The organism is Rhodococcus sp. H-CA8f, from assembly GCF_002501585.1.
Lineage (GTDB): Bacteria > Actinomycetota > Actinomycetes > Mycobacteriales > Mycobacteriaceae > Rhodococcus_F > Rhodococcus_F erythropolis.
The window spans coordinates 5,841,648-5,862,400 of sequence record NZ_CP023720.1 but is presented as its reverse complement, the minus strand read 5'-3'; the positions used below and the strand labels follow the sequence as shown (position 1 = coordinate 5,862,400).

Genomic DNA, 20,753 nt, shown 5'->3' with positions numbered 1-20,753 from the left:
TCTATCGACGCACGCAGAGCAGCGCGATCACGCCGAGAACCGAAGCCCCGGTCATGGAGATGGCAACGGCAAGACTGGTGTTGCCGAGAAGACCGACGATGGGCGCAACAACAGCGGCAGCGCCGAACTGCGCAAATCCGATCAGCGCGGCTGCTGAGCCTGCGGCTTCTCCGTGGCGGGACAGTGCAACCGCCGGTGCATTGGGCATGACAAAACCCGTTGCGCAGAGCATCAGCAGGATGGGGACGGCAAACCCGACGAATCCCCACGAGTCGGTGGCGGCAACAACAACAAATGCAGCGCCGACGGCACTACTGCCCCACATCGCCCAGATCGTGATGGAATTCGGCGACCACCGGCCGAGAAGCGCGACGTTGAGCTGGGACGAACCGATCAGAACGACGGCGCCGCCGGCAAAGGCAAATCCGTATGCGGTGGCGCTCAGTCCGAACTGTTCCTGCATCACGTAGGACGACGCGGCGATGTACGACCACAAAACGCCACGGCCGAGACCGCACACGAGCACCAACACCATGAAGTGGGCATCACGGCCGAGCGTAATGTAGTTTCGCGCGATGGAACCGATGCCCTTGCCCGACCGATTTTCGGGTGGAAGTGTTTCCGGCAGCGATACTGCCGCGAGTGCGATCATCGCGATGCCCAGGATGAAGAGAGCGAGAAAGACTCCGCGCCACTGTGTTACGGACATCAGTGCCCCACCGATGGAGGGAGCCAGGATGGGCGCTACGCCCATGACCAACATCAGTCGCGAAAGTACAACCGCCGCATCGTGTCCGGTGAATAGATCACGAACGATCGCCATCGCGATCACGCCCGTCGCAGCGGCGCCGAAACCTTGAAGGGTTCGCAGCGCAGTGAGGACTTCGATGGACGGAGCAAAGAAGCAGGCCAACGACGCGCCGACGTGAATTACTGTGCCCACGAGCAGGGGACGTCGACGTCCGTAGATGTCGGACATTGGGCCGATGAGCAACTGGCCGAAAGCCAGACCCAGCAGTGTGCCCGTCAGGGTCAGCTGAACCATCGTGTCCGACGTGCCGAATTCCTGCGTGATCTGTGGCAGCGCAGGAAGATACATGTCGACGGTGAACGGCCCGAGGGCGGTGAGAATTCCGAGAAGCAGTACCAATCGGATTCGTGCACCGCCCGTCGGGGCGATCACCGTTCGTTCAGTTGTGCTGTTGGTCAAGGAAACCCGAAACTACACTGTAGTAGTCGTATGGTCGCTCTTCCTGAAGATGATGCGACGCCTTGTCCATGATGTAGAGATGGCCGTGGGGTATCATCCGCGCCAGCATGAGCGGGTAGTCCGGGGTGAGGAATGCGTCGTGCATGCCCCAGGCGAAGAGCGTCGGCGCCAGGATCTGGCCGAGTTCAGCTGTGAGATCCTGCCAATCGCCACGAGGTGAGTCCGCCGAGGCAGCCAGGGCCATTTCTTCGGGGTCGAGACTTTGCTCGTATCGCATCTGGAGGGTTTCGGCGGGCAACTTCGATCCGTCGAACCATTCGAGGCTGGTGATCAAGGTGCGGAGTTTTTCGAGGGTGGGGCCGGTGCCGCCGTAGTAGACGTCGCGGGCGTTGCGACCACGACGGCCGTCCTCGGGGAGCGGCGCGAGTGGTCCGTAGAAGACGGGCATGCTGCCCGTGATCACCAGGGAGCGAACGCGTTCCGGGTACTTTGCCGCAAGATTGAGCGCTATGGTGCCGCCCCACGAGTTGCAGACGAAGTCTGCGCGTTCGATTCCGAGCTCGTCGAGCAGGGCAACCATCTTGGCGGCGTGGAAGTCCCACATGGGGCCGGTGATGGTGCACTTGTCGGACCGACCGTATTGCAGGAGATCAACGAGAATCGCTCGTCGATCCGAGGCGAAGAGCGGTGCCACCGGCCCGAAGTCGGACCACGCAGTGCAGCCGGGGCCGCCTCCGTGCAAGAAAATCGTGGGGTCGCCCTCGCCGAGGTCGTAGTAATGGAATGTGACGCCATCTGCTTTGGCGTACAAGCTCTTCGGTTGATCAGCCATGGCTATACCTGACCTCGAGGTGAGCGGTGTGGGAAGTATTGCGGTCCGGCAGGCGAACCCGGTTCGTGGCTGTGAGACTTCCGAATGCCTAGCGTGCTGGCATGAGAACAGAACTCGAGCACGCGCGTGATCGCGCGGAGGCGATGATCGGTACGCGGGAAACGAGAGAGCTGGGACCAGTGCGTCCGGCGGAGTCGGTTGCGTTTGCGGTTGCCGCCGCCGAGACGGACTCCCGGTTTCTCGACCCGGAGCACCCGGCATTTGCCGTCCATCCGATGTATCTGCCTTCGCTTTTGCGAGGACCGCAAGGCGGCTCCGATCGAGAGTACCGAGCAGACGGCATGTTCCGTGACGAAGTGCCGGGCACAGACGGTATCGACGTGCGCTTGATGGCCGGCGGGCAGAGTGTGACGTTCTTGCGACCGGCCCCGCTGGATGAGGCTGTCGTCGTAGGGCGCGTACTCGATACTGCGACGACCAAGGGCCGGGCTCCGGACGAGTTTCTGCTGCTCTCGGTCACCAAGACTTACCGGGGTGCGCAGTCCGGCGCATTTGCCAAGGTCGTCGAGAAGTTCATCGTCCGATGACCGAAACAGTAGTCGTGGGCACGCCGATCGAATCGGTAACCTTGGTCTGCGATCCGGTTCGGATCCTTCGATTCGGGGCGTCGACGCACAATTCGCACCGTATTCACTACGACGCCTCCTATGCGCAGACGGAGGGGTTGTCCGCACCGGTGGTCATGGCCCAGTTGCAGGGCACGCTGTTCTTTCGTGCCGCGTCACACTTTGCCGGTGGATACGAAGGAGTTGTGTCCGTCTCCTGGCAGAATCGTGCGCCCGCGCCCGTCGGAACCACACTCGAGGTGTCGGGTGAAGTGTCCCAAATCGACAGTGAACAAATAACTTTGGCATTGCGGGAGCATTCGGACAATGGCGTGCTGTGTGCCGTCGGAACCGCTGTGGTGGTCCGGGTCTGCTGAGCGAACCGAATCCATTGGCGTAGACCGCAATCTCACCCAAGATCTGTTTCATTCAAACGTTCAGTGTCGAGAGGACTTCACATGACTGGTGTCGAGGCGTCGGAAGCCACGTTCGCGCTGCCCGACCGGCCACGAGCGGCCGGTCGGCAGGATTGGACGGCATGGCCGGGTTACAACGCAGCCGGCAGCGGATACCGCGGTTACTGGTACCCGGTCACGTGGTCGAACCACATCACCAAAGACCCCAAGAGCTTCACCATCTGTGGTGAAAAGCTGGCGATCATCCGCGACGCAGGCAAGGCATATGCCCTGCACGATCGGTGCCCGCACCGCGGCGTTCCGTTGTCCGAGGGCGATCAGCAGTTCCCGGGAACCGTCAGCTGCCCGTACCACGGCTGGACGTACCGGCTCACTGACGGCAAGCTGGCCGCGGTCATCACCGACGGTCCGGATTCCAAGATCTGCGGCAAGCTGAACGTCCAGACCTATGCGATCGAGGAGCGACTCGGTCTGGTGTGGGTGTACATCCCGATCGCCAACGAGCCGGCGCCGTCCATCGACGACCAGTTGCCGCGTGAGCTGGTGGAGAACAAGGGTATCGTCGGTGGTCGGATTCAGCCCCGAGAAGGCAACTGGCGCTTCGCATGTGAGAACGGTTTCGACGAGGGACATGCGAAGTACCTGCACCGCACCGCATTGTGGCGTCTGTTCAAGCCGATGCCCACGTGGAACATCACGAGCATCGTTCCGGAGGGACGCTGGATCTACCGCGTGCAGGAAGAGGTGTACTGGGAGGCGGAATTCCCGGGCGTGGGAACCTGGACGAACAAGCGGTGGTGGAAGAAGAAGCCGGACGAGACCCAGATTTCGCAGATCGGAAACGTCGGCGCCGGCCTGGATGTCAATCCTGTGATCGCAGCTCAGAACTTCCCCGGTTTTGCTTCACTGTCCATGCCGGGTGTCCTGCGCATCGCGTACCCCAAGTTCATTCACTACGAGTTCTACGTCCCGGTGGACGAAGACAACCACAAGTACGTCGGCCTCATGGTCAACTTCGTCTCCGGCGCAGCAAAATTGGGCTTCTACGCCAAGTACCTCGGCGCGATCCGCTGGCTGTTCCACGGTCAGTTCTCGGGTCAGGATGCGTGGATGGTCGAGGTCACCGACGCGCCGCCGGAGAAGCTGTACCGACCGGACGTGTCGCTGACGACGTGGCGAAATCTGGCAGAGGAAGAGTACGCCGAGAAGATCGCCGACGCGGCCAAGCACACCCCCAAGGCGCCGGTCAGGCCCACCCGAGAGCGCCGGACGCCAACGTCCCGCTCGGCCCCTGTCGCCGACGCTCAGATTCCCACCGGCACCAGCGAATAGGAGAGATACATGTTCAAGATTCTGACGGCTGTCGCTATCGGTGCCGCTGTTGCAGTGGCAGTTCCCAAGCTGTGGCAGCTGGCCGGCGAGCGCAGCAATACTCAGGTACATCAGGTCAATCCATGACCACTGCGAGGGCCGACGCTCTCGCAGGCCTAGGCGACGAGCGCCGGGAATGGGTCGAGCGAGCCTACGCCCATGTCGATCGTGCGCGATTGCGAGATCTCGCCACTTCGGTGGTGAACATTCCCAGTCCGACGGGTGACGAAGCACCGCTGGCCCGCCACATCACGGCGGTCCTGGCAGCGTCGGGCATCGAGGCCCACACAATGGATCTCGATGATCGGCAAGCGAACTCGTGGGGAAGGCTCCGCGGTGACGGGTCCGGACCGGACCTGTTGCTGTATGCGCCGATCGACACCGTCACGACGGGCGATCCGGCGGAAGACCTGCCGTGGGTGGGAAACGAGCTGCGAGCGGATCTGACGCCGCACGCCCAGTTCGACGAGAACTACGTGATCGGATTAGGTGCGTCGAACCCCAAAGGCCACGCCGTCTGCATCGTCGCAGCGGCCGAAGCAATTGCCGCAGCTGGCATTCCGCTCCGCGGTGACCTGGTACTCGGATTCGGCGCCGGCGGTATGCCGACCAATGCCCGCCCCGGTGTCGGAAACCCCCGACACAACACCGGCCAGGGCGTCGGCTGCTCGTTCCTCCTGGAACAGGGAGTGTGGGCGGACTGCGCGCTGATCGCCAAGCCCGGCTGGACGGTTTCCTGGGAAGAAGTGGGCCTGGCCTGGTTCGAGATCACGGTGCACGGTCTGCACACCTACGTCGGCTCGCGCCACCGGTTGCCGTACCGCAACGCGATTACCGCCGCCGGCGAGGTGGTAGCCAAGTTGGAGGAATGGTTCCCGAAGTACTCGGCGGCGCATCAGGACGGTTTGGTTGCGCCCCAGGGGATCGTCGCCAACATCCGCGGCGGGTGGGAGCGAACAGCGTCGTTCACCCCCGAGCAGGTGCGCCTTACCGTTGATCTGCGGCTCAGCCCGCGGACGACGCCCACCGCAGCCAAGCGTGAACTCAAAGCTGTCGTGGCGGAGATCGCACAATCGCTGGATCTACAGATCGACGTCGAACAGGTTCTTGCCATCCCCGGTGAGGGTTCCGACCCTCGAATGTGGTTGCGCCGCGCCGCAGTCGACGCGTGGGAGGCTGCCGAAGGAGAGCCGCATCAGGACTTCTTCGACGCCAGTGGAGCCACCGACGCAAACATCCTGCGCAGCCGCGGCATCCCGACGATTCGGGTGGGTATGCCCAAGGTGGTCGACGCACCCTTCGAGGTGGACTTCGCGATGGGGATGAACACTGTGGATCTCGCTGCGGCGGAGAGATTTACGAAGTATCTGATCCGAGTGGCCCTCGACACCGTCACCCGCTCGCTCGAGGAAGTAGGAATCGACTGATGGCGAAGATAGTTCTGGGTATCGGTGCCTCCCACAGCACCTTGATGAACACCCATTGGGAAGAGACGACGCACAAGGCGGAGGCCGAACGCTTCCGGGACGCGCTGTATCTGAGCCGGGAGAAGATCGCGGCGTCGAAACCCGATGTTGTCTTGATTCTCGGCTCCAACCACTTTCGCGGTTTCTGGCTGGATCTGATTCCGGCGTTCACTCTCGGCGTCGGAGAGTGCATTTCCAGTGGCGAGTCAGGAACACCCAAGGGGCCGCAACGGGTCGACGTGGAGTTCGCCAGGCACCTTGCAAACGAGCTGATCGAAGGTGGCCGGTTCGATCTTGCCTACTCGGCGCGATTGCAGATCGATCATGGTCAGTCTCACGCGATTCAGTACCTTCTCGACGGAATCGATGTTCCGATAGTTCCGTTGGTGGTCAACGTATTCGCGCCGCCCCTCCCGACGTTCAAGCGATGTGAGGAAGTGGCGAAGGCCCTGCGGGATGCCGTTGCGTCGTATCCGGCGGATACCCGGGTCGTGGTGATCGCGTCCGGTGGATTGTCTCATCGTCTGCCCTGGCCGGACTGGCGTGATCCGCACGGTGAGGACGAGGATTTCATGGTTCAAGCCTGGCTGGACGGCCGGGAGAACTGGTCCGACTACGACGTCCGGCGACGCCAGATCATCCGCGCAGCCGATGCCGCGATCACTCCGGAGTTCGATGACCGAATTCTTGATCTGTTTGCCAGCGGCAAGGCAAGTGAGCTTGCCGAGTTCACGACGCAGCAGATCGAAGACGAGGCGGGCAACGGTGCGCAGGAGTTGCGGACCTGGCTCATGATGGCCGCGATGCTCGACTACGTTCCGGGTGAACGCCTTGCCTACGAAGCGATTCCCGAGTGGCTCACCGGTATGGGTGTCACGATTCTCGATCCAGCTGGAACAGACAGCGCAACAACATAATCTGCACCTTCAGTAAAGGAAGTTTCTCTGATGACAATCTGGAACGAACTTGCCGGGCTCGATTTCGAGTTGACGACCGTCGACGCCGGCGGTGTGCCCACGCGCTCTCTGCAGGCAGGATCCGGTGACGAGGCCGTGATCTTCCTGCACGGCACCAGCGGACACCTCGAGGCATTTGCACGCAATATTGCACCGCACGCCGAGTCTTACCGGGTTCACGCGATCGACATGCTCGGCCATGGTTACACCGGCAAGCCTGACTACCCGTACGAGATTCCGCGCTACGTCGAGCATTTGGTGAACTACCTCGACGCGGTCGGACTGGACCGTGTGCACTTGGTGGGTGAAAGCCTCGGTGGTTGGGTCGCTGCCTACCTGGCCAGCGAGCAGCCCGAACGTGTTCTGTCGCTGCAGTTGCTGGCAGCAGGCGGAACAGTCGCGAACTCGGTAGTCATGGAGCGCATCAAGACGTCGACCGCGAAGGCCGTCCAGAGCGACGACATCGAATTGACCCGCGCACGTATGCAGTTGCTCATGCATGATCCCGCCGATGCAACCGAGGAATTGGTTCAGGCTCGTCACCGGATCTACCATCAGCCTGATTTTGTCGCCAACATCCACAACCTCCTTTCCTTGCAGGAGATGGAGGTTCGCCAGCGGAATCTGCTGCGCCCGGATCGAATGGCACTCATCAAGGCGCCGACTCTTGTGGTCTGGGGTCAGGAAAATCCGTTCGGTGATGTTCCGGAAGCGAAGAAGATGGCCGAGGATATTCCGGGCGCTCAGCTCGAACTCTACTCGGAGTGCGGTCACTGGCCGCAGCACGAGCAGGCAGCGAAGTACAACCCGCTGAGCCTCGAGTTCTTGGCAAAGGCATCAGCCAGCGCGAAGGCAGCTATCTGAGAAGTTCCTGCCAAATATACTGCTGCGTAATGGAGCCGGTCTCTCGATTGGGAGGCCGGCTTCCGCGTTTTCGAAGGTACAGTCATCGTCTTACAGCGAAGGAGTTCTCGTGAAGAAAGTACTTCTGCTGACGGCCGACGCCGACAACGGACTCGGTACCGCAATCCGTGACGCCGTCAGGGGTGAGGCGGAGGTAGTTCGATTACCTGAGCGCACCACGGGGGCGCTCCGTGCGGAGTTGCCGACATGCGACGTCGTGGTGGGGGACTGGAGTGGTGATCTGCCACTGGGCAAGGAGGAAGCAGAACTCGGCCGGAATGTGCTCCTCGTCCAACAGCCTGGTGCCGGAACCAATTTCATCGATGCCGAAGCATGGCGCGCCGCCGGAGTTCCGGTGGCGAATACTCCCGGTGCAAACGCGAATTCGGTTGCGGAGTGGGCAGTGCTCGCGGCAGGTGTGTTGTGCCGCTCCATGTTCTGGGCGCACAACGAGGTTACCGATGGTCGATGGCCACAGGAATCCATCCTGACGCGCGATTGCCGCGATCTGGCGCAGCGCCGGGTCGGCGTCGTAGGTGTCGGTTCGGTCGGCCGCCGGTGTGCAGAATTGTTTGCCGCCTTCGGTTGCGACGTCTACGTCACCGCGCGTTCGAGACCGCGTGACACTGTGGCTGCGACGTTTGTGTCACTCGACGAGTTACTGCCTCTCGCGGATGTCCTGGTGCTGGCCGTCCCGCTTACGGAATCAACTCGGGGACTGATCAATTCCCATCGAGTTGCGCAGTTGCCCACCGGAGCGATCGTGGTCAATGTGGCGCGCGGCGCTGTCGTCGACGACGCGGCATTGGCGCGTGCCTTGCGTTCCAGGCATGTCGGCGGCGCTGCCCTCGATGTGTTCGACGTTGAACCACTACCGATTTCGAGCCCGCTCCGTGGATTCGATTCGACCCTCCTGAGCCCGCACGTCGCCGGCGGCAGCGCCGGAGCGCGTGCGTCGATCTATTCGATGACGGCGCAGAATGTCGCCAGTGCGCTGCGCTCGCAGACAATTCGGTGGACATTGTGATTCGGTGGACATTGTGATCGAGGGCCGTGTTACCGAAGTATTTCGGTCCGCACGTTCCTCCAGGTGCAGTGTTTCGCCGAGGTAAGTTCCTGTCCCCGGTCCGCACGGTGGACCCGGTTGGTTCTCGGGTGTAGGTACACACAGCTAGGTTTGCTCTCCACGACCCGCAACTGCGGCACAGATCACAAACAAAGGTGTGAGTAGATGGCCTCGCTGTCAAAGTTTGGAAGGACTGCTCTTGTTTCGGCTGCGCTGCTGCTGACCGTTGCAACCGGCGCATGCAGCCGCCCGGCGACGCAAAGCACAGCTGATTCCGCCGGAAGTGGACCACTGCGTATCGCAGTCGGAATCGATGCTTCCTACGCTCCGTTCTTCGTAGCGGATCAGGAAGGCATGTTCGACGCTGCCGGTTTGGACGTCGAACTCGTCCAGTTCGGTCGTGGTGGCGAGGCCGTCGACGCACTCTCGACCGGGCAGGTCCAGATCGCCGGTAGCTCCGATACGACAACGATCGCCCAGTTGCGTCAGAATCCGTCGTTGCGCGCGATGTACTCGTACGAGGCGTCGGGTGACTACATCAAGGTCGTGCTGCGTAACGGTGTCGACTCACCGGCTGCGATCAAGAAGATGGGCATCGTCCCGGGTCTCAGCCAGATTTCGACGGACAAGTACCTCGCCTCCAACTCCATTGCCCCCGGTTCGGTCGAGATGATCTCGGCGACCCCGACGGACATGCCCGCACTGCTCAGTCGCGGCGACATCGACGGGTTTGTCCTGTGGGAGCCGTGGCCGGCCACCGCCCTGGATCAGGGAACCGGCCACGTGGTGGCAGTAACCGGAGACTACGGCTGGTTCTATCATCATTGGGCGATCACGACGGCTCCGTGGTTGTCGGCCAACGAAGAGACAGCGCGAACCGTCGCGAAGGTGCTCGACGAGGCAACGCGCAAGGTCGAGTCGGATCCGGGCGTGGCAGCGTCCGCGACCAAGGCGGCTGTGAACGTCAGCGAGGATCAGACTATTGCCGCGGTGGACGAGATCGACTTCGCCGTGGTGAATCTCGAAGCTGCGGATGTCGAGTCGGCTCAGTCGATCGTAGATTTCTACAAGTCGATCGGTGTTCTCAGCGACCAGCCGGATCTCGAATCGGCAATGCTTCTGGATTGGTACAAGGATGGTGCACAGTGAGTATCGCAACAAGTGGTTCAACGACCAGCTCGACGAATAGCGCGGGGACAGCCGGCCCCGGCAAGAAGAACACCGGTGTTGCCATCGACGTGGTCGACCTCGGAATCAGCTTCGGCGCGGCGGAGATCGTCGCCGGAATCGACATGCACGTGCAGCCAGGTGAATTCGTCTGTCTGCTCGGTCCGAGTGGCTGCGGCAAGTCGACGCTGCTGTCGTCCATGGCCGGCTTCGTGGAACCCAGCGCCGGCGAGATCGTGTGCGACGGAGATGTCGTCGCCGGCAGTAACCGCCACGCCGGCATGGTGTTTCAGAGCTCCGAAGCGTTGTTCGAATGGATGACCGTGAGCCAGAACGTGGCCTACGGCCCCAGGATGCGTGGAGCGAACCGCAGCGAGCAGGCGAGTATCGCGGCCGAGTACCTCGCGATGGTCGGCTTGCCCCACGCGGGTGCGAAGTTCCCCTCGCAGCTGTCCGGCGGTATGCGGCAACGTGTTCAGATCGCACGAGTTCTTGCCAACCAGCCGTCGTTGGTTCTCATGGACGAGCCGTTCGGTGCGTTGGACGCTCAGACTCGTCAGGTTCTGCAGACCGAACTCGACCGTATCTGGCGGCACACCCGCTGCACCGTGGTATTCGTGACTCACGATATCGACGAGGCACTGACGTTGGCTGACCGTGTGATCGTGATGTCGGCCGGCCCGCGGGCCCGGATCAAGAGCGTCTACGAGGTCAATGCGGCTCGTCCGCGAGACCGCAACGATCCCGAGGTGATCGAGCTCTACGAGAAGCTGCGGGACGACATTCGGGCAGAAGTGGTTGCGTCGCTGCGGAACCAAGGCATTGAGGAGGACGAGCTGTGACGGCTGTAGTGACCGGTGGTTCAGCCGGTGTGAGAACAGCGAAGGTGGCGCAGACAAAAAAGCGTTCGTCGGCGCGGCGATCCAAGATTGTCAAAGCGACGCTGATGTATGCAGCCTCAGCGGCAATCGGTTTGGGCATCTGGTCGTTCCTGGCGTGGTGGTACGGGCCGACCACCATTGCATCACCGGCCGAAGTATGGTCGGCGGCACAGGAACTGTGGGAGAGCGGCGTTCTGTGGTCGTCGATCACCGCATCGGGTCAGCGAATTCTCATCGGCTGGTTCCTGGGTGTCGTGATCGGTGCTCCCGTCGGAATTCTGATGGGCCGCATTTCCATCGTGCGACAGCTCCTCGATCCGTACATCGAGTTCTTCCGGTTCATTCCGCCTATTGCGTTTGTCACTCTCGCCGTCGTCTGGTTCGGCATCGGTGAGACGTCGAAGGTTGTTCTGATCTTCTACACCTCGGTATTCATCGTCACGGTCAGCACGATTGCCGCGACTGTAGCGATCAGCGAGAACAAACTGCAGGCAGCGGCAAATCTTGGTGCCAACAAACTTCAGATCATGAAGACGGTGGTCTTGCCGTCGTCGATCCCCGGCATCGTCACGGGCGCTCGCCTGGCGATGGGCAACAGCTTCCTCACCATCGTGTCGGCGGAGATCGTCGCCGCCGACCAGGGTATCGGTTCGATGATCTGGCAGGCTCGAAACTACGGCCGGATCGACTGGACGTTCGTCGGCATCATCGTCCTGGGCATCATGGGCTTCATCTTCGACCGGATTCTCCGCATTCTGTCCTCGCGGTACCTCGCCCGTTACGGCGTCAAATAGTCAGGAGCGCAGCATGAATCACCCGCTGAGCATTGCCGAGCAGGCCGGAATTCCGGGACCGCCCGAGTTCACCGATATCGAGAGTGAGCGGCGTCGTCGCAAGACCGCTGTCATCGGCGGGTATCGGATTTTGTCGAAATTCGGTTTGGACGAGGGAATCTCGGGACATATCACCGCCCGAGACCCAGAGGATCCGGAGACTTTCTGGACTGCGCCGTTCGGGCGGCACTTCTCCCAGGTTCAGCCGGAGGAATTGCTGCATGTGGCGTCGGACGGCACGGTCATTTCCGGAGACGGACCGCTCAACCGAGCAGCGTTTGTCATCCACAGCAAGGTTCACGAGGCTCGTCCCGACGTCATCGGAGCTGTTCACGCTCACGGTTTGAACGGTAAGGCGTTCTCCTCGCTGCACACCCGCCTCACGCCGATCACTCAGGACGCGTGCGCCTTTCACGAGGATCACTCGATCTACGAGGAGTATCACGGGGTGGCGCTGGACGAAGAGGAGGGGATTCGCATCGCGGATGCCCTCGGATCGAACAAGGCCGTGATCCTCACCAACCACGGTCATCTGACCGTCGGAACTTCCGTGGAGAGCGCAGTGTGGTGGTATGTGTCGATGGAGCGGTCGATGCAGGCGGAGCTGACGGCGCGAGCCGCCGGTGATCCGGTTGTCCTGCACGAGAAGATCGCGGCGCAGACCTACGAGGCAGTCGGCACCGAGAAGGTGGGGTGGTTTGCGTACTCGACCATCATCCAGAAGATCGCAGCAGACGAACCCGAGGTATTCGCGCACTGAATTCTTCGCGCACTGAATTCTTCGCGCACTGAATTCTTGCGAGCATTGGGCCCGTAGACCGAGAGGTCGGCGGGCCCTTTTCGTGGTGTCCCGCAACTGTTACCGAGGTCTGTTGAGCGGACCGGTTTCATTTGCGGGAGTCCGTCAGCGCAATACCGTATCGAGCGTGAACACAACGTCTTCCACGGCGACCGACAACGAGATCGGCGTCGATATTCTGATCATTGGTGCCGGCCCCGCCGGGCTATACGGCGCGTACTACGCAGGCTTCCGCGGCCTCTCGGTTGCCGTGATCGATGCCCTTGCGGAACCGGGGGGACAGGTTAGTGCGATGTACCCGGAGAAGGCGATCCTCGACATCGCAGGATTCCCTTCGGTCAAGGGACGCAACCTGATCGAGGGTTTGATAGCGCAGGCTGCCCCGTTCGATCCGGTGTACCTTCTGGGCATGCAGGCTCGTGAGCTGTCGCATGACGACGACGGCCGGGTGCGGATCACCACCAGCACGGGCCAGGTCGTGGTGGCCGGCGCGGTTGTCATCACCGGCGGCATCGGAACCTTCACCCCGCGTCCGTTGGCGAAGGGTTCGGAGTTCATGGATCGGGGGCTGAGTTACTTCGTCCCGGATTTGTCGGCGCACACCGGGAAAGACGTTGTCATCGTCGGTGGCGGCGACAGCGCGTTCGACTGGGCCGTTCACCTGGAACCGATTGCCAAGTCCGTCACCCTGGTTCACCGGCGAGATCGTTTCCGCGCGCACAAATCCACAGTCGCCAAGGTGCAGGAAAGCAGTGTCCAGGTTCTCGTCAACGCCGATGTCTCGGCGGTACGTGGAAACGGGTGGATCGGCGAGGTCGACATCACCCACAAACAAGACAAGAGCACGTCCACGCTGCCCGCTCAATCCGTCATCGCTGCATTGGGATTCACGGCCGACCTCGGTCCGATGATGGAGTGGGGAATCGAGATCGACAATCGCCACATCGCGGTGAACACACGGATGGAGACGAATGTTCCGCGTGTGTATGCCGCCGGGGACATCACGGACTATCACGGCAAGGTCCGCTTGATCGCCGTCGGTTTCGGCGAGGCCGCGACTGCGGTGAACAACGCTGCGGCAGTGCTGGATCCGGAAGCAGAAATCTTCCCTGGACACTCCACCGAACAGGAGAGCTAGGCAATGGCATTTGTCATCGGTGAAGCATGCATCGACTACACGGACCGATCGTGCATGGAAGAATGCCCCGTGGATTGCATCTACGAGGGTGATCGCAAGCTCTACATCAACCCGAACGAATGCATCGATTGCGGCGCTTGCGAATTGGCCTGCCCGGTGGAGGCGATCACCGTCGACCGGAAAGCAGACCCGGATTTCAAGGAAGACAACAAGCGCTTCTTCCTCGAGGTCTTGCCTACCCGTAGCGAGCCCGTCGGAAATCCGGGTGGTTCGGCAAAGATCGACATCGTCGGCGTCGATACCCCGATGGTTGCGGCGTTCTGATGGCTGGCGGCCTGCAACTCGGATACGTGGATTCGTCTTTCGGGCAATTGCATTACGCGCAGCAAGGTTCGGGTGAGGCGATTCTCCTGCTTCATCAGGCGCCCCGGTCGTGGGACGAGTTCCGCGAGTTCATTCCACTCCTTGCCGACGACTTCCGCGTTGTCGCGATGGACATGCCGGGGTACGGCAACAGTGCTCCGGTGCCCGGCCCGCAGACCATCGAGACCTATGCGCGAGGCGCGTGGGAATTGCTCGACACCCTGGGCGTCGATCGAGTCACGGTCATCGGTCACCACACCGGTGCGGCAGTGGCGCTCGAGATGGCGGCATCACGCCCCGAGAGGGTGCACGCTGCCGTGCTCTCGTCGTGCCCGTGGACCGACCGCAACTACCGCGAGGGGCACTCGGGACCCGGTGGGATCGACTGCGTCGACCGGGCCGCAGACGGTAGCCATCTCACCAGGCTGTGGGAGATGCGTCGCCCCTACTACCCCGAACCAGGCACCGCACTGCTCGACAGGTTCATCCGAGACGCGCTTGCCTACCGGGTAGATCCGGCGGAGGGGCACAAAGCCTGCGCCCGCTACGTCATGGAGGCGAGAGTCGGTTCGGTGACTGCGCCGGTTTTGCTGATCGGCGCGCAGAAGGATCCCTTCTCGATGCCTAACATTGCGCCGTTGCGTGCACACCTAACGGGTGCGGCAGTGGTGGAAACGGAGATCGTCGAATCGGGGACCGTCGCACTCGTCGAGGAGCACGCTCCGCAGATTGCATCCGCCGTCCGCATGTTTCTGGAGAATTACGCAGGTAGGCGCCCCGTGTAAACTCTGCGGGACGGGTTCACTGAGCGGACCGTGTGGCGTGCGTCTCATCGTGTCGTCACCATAGTGTCAGTCTCGAAGCACCTGCACCTAACGAGGGCCCCGACCGATCTCGGCCGTTGTGGCACTCGGTCTCGGCAGGCTGTCACAGATCGTTCAGGAGGACACTCATGGCCGCTCCACAACAATCCGTCGGGTTCGGATCCGTACTACCCATCGCGTCGGAAACGACCGCTGCATCGCAGCCTGCAGGTGAACTGTCCTCGGTCCTGGGCAAGGCTCGAATGATCTTGGACGCTTTCGACACCGACCACAGTGACCTGTCTCTGACGGAGCTCACCCGGCGCAGTGGGGTCGCGAAAGCGACGGTTCACCGGTTGGCCGGCGAGCTGGTCGAGTGGGGATTGCTCGAGCGCGCGGGTACCAAGTACCGGCTCGGCCTGCGATTGTTCGAGCTGGGCCAATTGGTGCCGCGTCAGCGGATTCTGCGCGACGCGGCGCTGCCGTACATGGAGGACCTACTGCTGGCGACGCAGGAGACGGTTCACTTTGCGGTTCGTGACGGCATCGACGTCCTCTACATCGAGAAGATCATCGGACACCGCGGGCTCAATCAGCAGTCGCGGGTGGCCGGTCGGCTCCCGCTGTACTGCACCGCCACCGGCAAGATCATCCTTGCCTTCTCCCCGCAATCGGTCTTCGACGAGGTAGTCGAGCAGGGTTTCACCGCCTTGACCAGTCGAACGACGATGTCCGTCAGCGTGCTGCGCCAGCAAACCGAGCGGATGCGTAAGGAACAACTCGCGGTGGAGGTCGAGGAGACACGGCTTGGGTACATGAGCGTCGCAGTGCCGGTGTTCAGCGGCCCGCGCACTCTGGCCGGCGCGTTGTCTGTGACAGCGCCGACGGCTCGCCTCAACGTCAGCCGAATCACCGGGGCCCTGCGCACTGCCGGCGCCGGAATCACCCGAAAACTTCATGCCATGAAGTGCACACATTCGCCGAGCGACCCGCTGGCTCTGCGCACGATCTGCAGTCCGGTGATGTGTTCGTTCAACGGTTGCGGCAAGTAGCGAGGCGCGGTCTATCGCCGGGCGCGGAACACGCTCTTCTCGCAGTCCCAGGTGTGTGGGCCGACGCCCCTCTCACGTAGCACTGCTTTCTGTACCTTGCCGGTTTCGGTGAGTGGCAACGTGTCCACGACGTCGATGTACCGGGGAAGTGCAAAGTACGGCAGCTGTTGCTGGGAGAACTCCAGAATCGAAATGGGTTCGAAAGATACTCCGGGGCGCAGTATTACAGTTGCCATGACGTCGTCCTCGGCCAGATCCGACGGTACCGGGAAGACGGCAACCTGACCGACTGACGGATGCAACGCCAGAACGGTTTCCACTTCGGCCCCGGAAATATTTTCACCGCGGCGCCGAATCACGTCTTTGATGCGATCGACAAATCGGAACCAGCCGTCTGCTTCCCGAATCACCCTGTCACCGGTCTGTATCCAACTCTCCGTCGCCGGAATCTCCTCGCCCAGATAGCCCAGTGAACAGGCGCCGGGGATCGTGCTGCGGACCACCAGTTCGCCGGGCTCCCCGTCTGCGGCAGCAGTACCGTCGTTGACGACTGCGGCGTCGTAGCCACTCATCACCCGCCCCATGTACCCGGCCCGCCGATCTCCCGGAAGTGTGCCGATCACGAGATTGGTTTCGGTACTTCCGAATCCGTCCACGAGTTCTACACCGAATCTCTGGGCAAACGGTTCGATCAGATGAGCCGGCGTTGCGGGGGCAAGTGCCACGTGGACGCTGTGCTGTCGGTCTTGCGGCGATGGGTCCGCGTTCATCAACATGGCCACCATCGCACCCAGCAGGTAGTCGACAGTTGCGCCGATCTCGCGAACTTCGCGCCAATGATTGCGGACCGAAAAGCGTTGTCCCAGGAAAAAAGTAGACCCGGCCCAAAGGGACTGAACAAAGGCATTGAGAGCATTGGTGTGAAACAGCGGCAGGCAGTTGTACAGCACATCGTCCCCGGTGAGCCCGAGTGAGGCGCCGACGCCTTTGCCCCACTGCAGGAACTGCGCGTGCGGGCATCGGACGCCTCGGGGCAGACCGGTGGTGCCGGAGGTGAAGAGTATCGCGGCCAGGTCGAGCGGATCGAGGGTCTCGGGCTCACAGCCCGGATGCGAACCGGCAGTGGGGACGCACTGTTCACCCATGACCCACACGGTGCCGTCGAATCCGGCTACAGCGCCTGAGTATTCGGGTGAAACCAGGATCCGTTGTACACCAGCCTGTTCGAGTGCGCTGGCAACACTGTCGGCTCGGAGGGCCGTATTGAGTGGGACGACAACCGCACCGATCCACGCGCATCCGAGAACAAGGTCTGCCAGTTCGATCCTGTTGCCGGACAGTGCCGCCACGCGCTCCCCACGGCCGACACCGTGATTACGGAGATCCGCCCCCATCGACGCTGCACGATCCCGCAATTCGCGGTAGGTGACCGTGATCCCGTCGACGACGAGCGCCGGGTGCTCCGGACGCTCCAAAGCTCGCCTCCGGATCAAATCCGGAAGCGAGCGCGGATTGGCATGTGCGTCGTGGGGCATGGGTAATTGTATCCCTCAGGGTACGACGACGGCCCGGCCGGCAACTTTGCCCTCGCCCATCAACTGCAGTGCCGTTGCGATGTCATCCAGCGGAAACTCCTGCACTGCAACGGAAATCTTGCCTTCGATGAGCAGCCGGATCATTTCAGTCGCCAGTTCGGCTTGCCGGGCAGTCTTGCGAATCATGTTGACGGGCAGGATCCGGACATCGCTGAGCAACCAGTTCGGCAAGTCCAGGGTGAGGCTCTTACCCAAGGTATATCCGATCAGGGCAGCCCGGCCACCGGGGATAACACTCGCCAGAAGGTGCGGCAAGCCGTCGCCGCCAAGCGTGTCGATCACGGCGTCGACGGAAGGCTCGGATCCCAGCACCCCGGCAAGTTCGTCGCCTTGCCCGACGACGGGACGCACACCCTCCGGAAGCAAGGCGGCCTGATCTTCGCGCGGTACAACACCGATTACCTCGGACGCTCCGGCAAGCAGAGCGAACTGTGCTGCCATCGATCCGACAGCGCCGGATGCTCCGGCGACAACAACTCGTTCGCCGGGAGCGACGGCTGCAATGTCGTTGACGGAAACATAGCCGGTTGTGCTGGGCAGGAAGAAGGTTGCGGCGACGGCCGGCGACAGTGCGGGATCAAAGGGTGTGAACGCCTTGTCTGCCGCTACCAGATACTCAGCCCAGCAACCGTTCTTGAACAGGCCGACTCCGCCGCCTCGGACCAGAAGGCGGGTGCCAGGCTCATAGGTGTCGGATTCGATTACCGTCGCCGCTCCGTCTGTTCCACCGATATGTGGCAGGTTCGGCTTGACTCCGAAGTTTCCGCTCGCGACGGTGATGTCGAGATGGCCGAGCGCGGCAGCGTCGATGCGCACGAGCGTCTGACCGGATTCACGTGTGGGAATGTCGATGTCGTCGATGACCGGTGAAGTGCCGAACTGATGGAGTCGGGCCGCGCGCATTGTGTCTCCTAGGAGCGATCTGTGAATGGATGTACTGAATATGAGTGCGGTCAGGACAGGATCGACTGGTCGCGAAGTCCGGCGATCAGTTCGTCGCTGTATCCGAGCACCGACTCGAGGACGTCGTCGGTGTCCGCGCCCAGCACCGGCGCAGCGCGTCGGATCGAGCCGGGTTCGGAGTTCCGGCGAACGGGGATGCCTTCGTGGAGGAATGTTCCGGCGAGGGGATGTTCCTGTGCCGAATAGAAACTGCGTGCCCGAAGATGTGGATCGCTCTCGACCAGGTCGCGTCCGTCCTGGACGGTGCCGGCCGCGATACCCGCCGATTGCAAGCGTTCCATGACGGTTTCGGGTGACAGAGTCCTGGTCCAGTCGGCGATGGCGTCGTCGATACGTTCGTGATCGGCTTGGCGGCTTTCTGCACTCGCGAAGTCAGGATTGCCGATCCATTTCTCTGCTTCGATGATGCGGCACAATGCATTCCATTCCGTGGTATCGCGAACGGCAATCGAGCACCACCGGTCGCTGCCGAGGCACGGGTACACGCCGTGTGGTGCCAGTTCGTGATGGCTGTTGCCGATCGGATCGGGGGACTGTGACCGGGCGGCTCGGAGAACGCTGGTACCCATGTGCGCTGCCATGGCTTCGAGTTGTGACAGGTCTACGTGCTGTCCCCGGCCGGTCCGGTCGCGGTAGTCGAGGGCTGCCAGCATCGCGACGCCGGCCTGCAGTCCGGCGACGATGTCGCCATGGCCGTAGATGACTCCGACAACGTCATCGGCGTTCCAGCCGGTCAGTGCGGTCAGACCGGTACTTGCCGAAACGATGTCGGCATACGACACCCAGTCCTTGCGAGGACCGGTGTGACCCATCCCGGACATCGACACGTAGATGATGTCCGGGTTGAGCTCCCGGAGTTGTTCGTAGCCGAGCCCCATCTTGTCCATGACCGACGAGCTGAAATTCTCGACCACGACGTCGGAGTTCCTGATCAGGTCGCGCAGTACCGAAAGGCCCTCTGCGGATCGGGTATCGAGTGTGATGCTGCGCTTGTTGCGGTTGACGTCGTTGAAGTACCCGCTGGTGTTCGGATTGTCGTGCGGTCCTCGCGAGAGATGCATGAACGGTGCAAAGCGAGTCGGGTCCGGGCGTCCGATCGATTCGACCTTGATGACATCGGCACCGTGGTCGGCAAGGATTCTGGTGCCGTACGGGCCCGCCAACACCCACGTGAGATCCAGGACGCGGACACCTTCGAGGCTGGGCGTGCTGCCACCGCTGAACTCGTGGGTTTCGTTCACTGCCACAGGCGAGGTGGCCTTCAAGAGTTCCTGATGCTGGCCCAACCGGGCAGCCTCGAGCGTTCCGATGCGCCGGCCTTCGGGGAAAGCGAAGCCGAACCCGAGATCGCGGTAGGTACCGTGATCTCCGGTCACGTCGGTGAAGAAGTCCCGGTCGTTGAGTTGCGGGTTACGCAGCAGTTCTTCGGGCCGGTCGACCGCTGCCCACGGCAACTTGCGTGACTGCGCGCTGACCGCGAATTCTTCCTTCGGCCACTTCGCGATGAAGGCGGACAGAACGTCGAAAATGTGTTCCTGATGCGTCTTTCGGTAGACCGCGTCGGACCACTCCGGTTGATCGAGATCGTCCTGAGCATCGTTGTCGATCAGCCAGGCCAACATGCCGTCCCACATGCGGGGGCTACCGCCGAGGCCGCCACCGACATAACCGTCGGCGGCCTGGAACAGTCCGTGCGGAACGAGCGGATGTACCCGGCCCGGACGCGGTGGTACGCGGTCCTCGTGAATGTAGGCAAGAGTGCCCGCTTCCAGCGCGGCGGCAACACATTCCTGAGCGCTGATCTCCAGCAACGGGTTGTGGCCCTTGGATCGCGAACGCAGTCCGAGAAGCACGCCGATTGCGGCATTGATTCCGGCGAGCTGCTCAGCCTGGAGTTCGGGGAGCAGCAGTGGAGGGTGCTCGGGATCGCCGACCTGGGCCATCATCCCGCCGAGTGCCGCGACGGTCAGATTTGTTGCCTTCCAGTCACTTCGCGGTCCGGTTGTGCCGAAGGGTGTCACTCGTACGTGAACGAGAGATCCTCGGTTGTCGCGTAGAGCGCCGGTCGCGCTGCCGTCGAGCAGGACGTCGGCACTGCGCAGCAGTGCTTCGAAAGCGAGGCGATCGTTGCTGTCGTCGATATCGAGGACAACGGACTTCTTGCCCGCATGCCAATGCAAGTACGAATCACCCTGGGACTCGGTGCGACTGGGGTCACCGGTGGGTGGTTCTACCAGAATGACCTCGAAACCCAGCCCGACCAGGATGCGCCCGGCGAATCGCGCAAACGGACTGGAAATCTCTACGACCCGTACCGGGGGATGCACCACAACT

General features: G+C 62.0%; 20 protein-coding genes. 15 read left to right on the top strand and 5 right to left on the bottom strand.

Translation table 11 applies throughout. The annotated features are described in order from the left end of the window. Position 1: 1 nt before the first annotated feature. Complete coding sequence (locus CPI83_RS27255; RefSeq protein WP_097388010.1) at positions 2-1,183, bottom strand: multidrug effflux MFS transporter; 1,182 nt, start codon at positions 1,181-1,183, stop codon at positions 2-4. Positions 1,184-1,190: 7 nt separating this feature from the next. Further along, positions 1,191-2,042 (bottom strand): alpha/beta hydrolase, encoded by an 852-nt coding sequence (locus tag CPI83_RS27250; protein ID WP_097388009.1) that lies wholly within the window; start codon positions 2,040-2,042, stop codon positions 1,191-1,193. 101 nt (positions 2,043-2,143) lie between these two features. Between CPI83_RS27250 and CPI83_RS27245 the strand changes: the two genes are divergently transcribed. The 15 genes from CPI83_RS27245 (at position 2,144) to CPI83_RS27175 (ending at position 15,861) form a co-directional block, all read left to right on the top strand. Continuing rightward, positions 2,144-2,629: a hypothetical protein gene (locus tag CPI83_RS27245; protein WP_097388008.1), complete on the top strand. Its 486-nt coding sequence runs from the start codon at positions 2,144-2,146 to the stop codon at positions 2,627-2,629. After that, complete coding sequence (locus CPI83_RS27240) at positions 2,626-3,024, top strand: acyl dehydratase (protein WP_097388007.1); 399 nt, start codon at positions 2,626-2,628, stop codon at positions 3,022-3,024. The genes CPI83_RS27245 and CPI83_RS27240 overlap by 4 nt, the downstream gene beginning before the upstream one ends. An 81-nt stretch (positions 3,025-3,105) precedes the next feature. Further along, the gene (locus CPI83_RS27235) at positions 3,106-4,395 is read left to right on the top strand and encodes an aromatic ring-hydroxylating dioxygenase subunit alpha (RefSeq protein ID WP_097388006.1); all 1,290 of its coding nucleotides are present in this window, start codon (positions 3,106-3,108) and stop codon (positions 4,393-4,395) included. Positions 4,396-4,517: 122 nt separating this feature from the next. Then, entirely contained in the window at positions 4,518-5,861 is a 1,344-nt protein-coding gene (locus tag CPI83_RS27230; protein WP_021342534.1) for a peptidase dimerization domain-containing protein, read from the top strand. Continuing rightward, on the top strand, positions 5,861-6,817 hold the full coding sequence (locus CPI83_RS27225; protein WP_007731630.1) for a 3-(2,3-dihydroxyphenyl)propionate dioxygenase: 957 nt from the start codon (positions 5,861-5,863) through the stop codon (positions 6,815-6,817). Before CPI83_RS27230 ends, CPI83_RS27225 begins: the two co-directional genes overlap by 1 nt. Before the next feature lie 30 nt (positions 6,818-6,847). After that, positions 6,848-7,720, top strand: a complete 873-nt coding sequence (locus CPI83_RS27220) for an alpha/beta hydrolase (RefSeq protein ID WP_097388005.1) — start codon at positions 6,848-6,850, stop codon at positions 7,718-7,720. Between the two features lie 109 nt (positions 7,721-7,829). Next, positions 7,830-8,786, top strand: a complete 957-nt coding sequence (locus CPI83_RS27215; RefSeq protein WP_097388004.1) for an NAD(P)-dependent oxidoreductase — start codon at positions 7,830-7,832, stop codon at positions 8,784-8,786. Between the two features lie 204 nt (positions 8,787-8,990). Beyond that, positions 8,991-9,974: an ABC transporter substrate-binding protein gene (locus tag CPI83_RS27210; protein WP_097388003.1), complete on the top strand. Its 984-nt coding sequence runs from the start codon at positions 8,991-8,993 to the stop codon at positions 9,972-9,974. After that, entirely contained in the window at positions 9,971-10,834 is an 864-nt protein-coding gene (locus CPI83_RS27205) for an ABC transporter ATP-binding protein (RefSeq protein ID WP_007731623.1), read from the top strand. The genes CPI83_RS27210 and CPI83_RS27205 overlap by 4 nt, the downstream gene beginning before the upstream one ends. Then, positions 10,831-11,667 carry an ABC transporter permease gene (locus tag CPI83_RS27200; RefSeq protein WP_021342537.1) on the top strand — a complete coding sequence of 279 codons (837 nt, stop codon included), beginning with the start codon at positions 10,831-10,833 and terminating at the stop codon, positions 11,665-11,667. The genes CPI83_RS27205 and CPI83_RS27200 overlap by 4 nt, the downstream gene beginning before the upstream one ends. A gap of 13 nt (positions 11,668-11,680) precedes the next feature. After that, positions 11,681-12,466: a class II aldolase/adducin family protein gene (locus CPI83_RS27195; RefSeq protein WP_070385912.1), complete on the top strand. Its 786-nt coding sequence runs from the start codon at positions 11,681-11,683 to the stop codon at positions 12,464-12,466. Between the two features lie 166 nt (positions 12,467-12,632). Next, positions 12,633-13,643, top strand: a complete 1,011-nt coding sequence (locus CPI83_RS27190) for an NAD(P)/FAD-dependent oxidoreductase (protein WP_097388002.1) — start codon at positions 12,633-12,635, stop codon at positions 13,641-13,643. A gap of 3 nt (positions 13,644-13,646) precedes the next feature. Then, complete coding sequence (locus tag CPI83_RS27185) at positions 13,647-13,967, top strand: ferredoxin family protein (RefSeq protein WP_007731605.1); 321 nt, start codon at positions 13,647-13,649, stop codon at positions 13,965-13,967. After that, positions 13,967-14,791, top strand: a complete 825-nt coding sequence (locus CPI83_RS27180) for an alpha/beta hydrolase (protein ID WP_007731603.1) — start codon at positions 13,967-13,969, stop codon at positions 14,789-14,791. The genes CPI83_RS27185 and CPI83_RS27180 overlap by 1 nt, the downstream gene beginning before the upstream one ends. Before the next feature lie 167 nt (positions 14,792-14,958). Continuing rightward, positions 14,959-15,861: an IclR family transcriptional regulator gene (locus CPI83_RS27175; protein ID WP_007731601.1), complete on the top strand. Its 903-nt coding sequence runs from the start codon at positions 14,959-14,961 to the stop codon at positions 15,859-15,861. A gap of 11 nt (positions 15,862-15,872) precedes the next feature. On the opposite strand, the gene CPI83_RS27170 is transcribed toward CPI83_RS27175, so the two are convergent. The 3 genes from CPI83_RS27170 to CPI83_RS27160 are packed head-to-tail and all read right to left on the bottom strand — an operon-like array spanning position 15,873 to position 20,746. Further along, on the bottom strand, positions 15,873-17,396 hold the full coding sequence (locus tag CPI83_RS27170; protein ID WP_097388001.1) for an AMP-binding protein: 1,524 nt from the start codon (positions 17,394-17,396) through the stop codon (positions 15,873-15,875). A 15-nt stretch (positions 17,397-17,411) separates the two neighbouring features. Then, entirely contained in the window at positions 17,412-18,359 is a 948-nt protein-coding gene (locus CPI83_RS27165; RefSeq protein ID WP_097388000.1) for a zinc-binding alcohol dehydrogenase family protein, read from the bottom strand. Between the two features lie 50 nt (positions 18,360-18,409). Then, complete coding sequence (locus tag CPI83_RS27160; RefSeq protein ID WP_230359430.1) at positions 18,410-20,746, bottom strand: CoA transferase; 2,337 nt, start codon at positions 20,744-20,746, stop codon at positions 18,410-18,412. Positions 20,747-20,753: the final 7 nt, after the last annotated feature.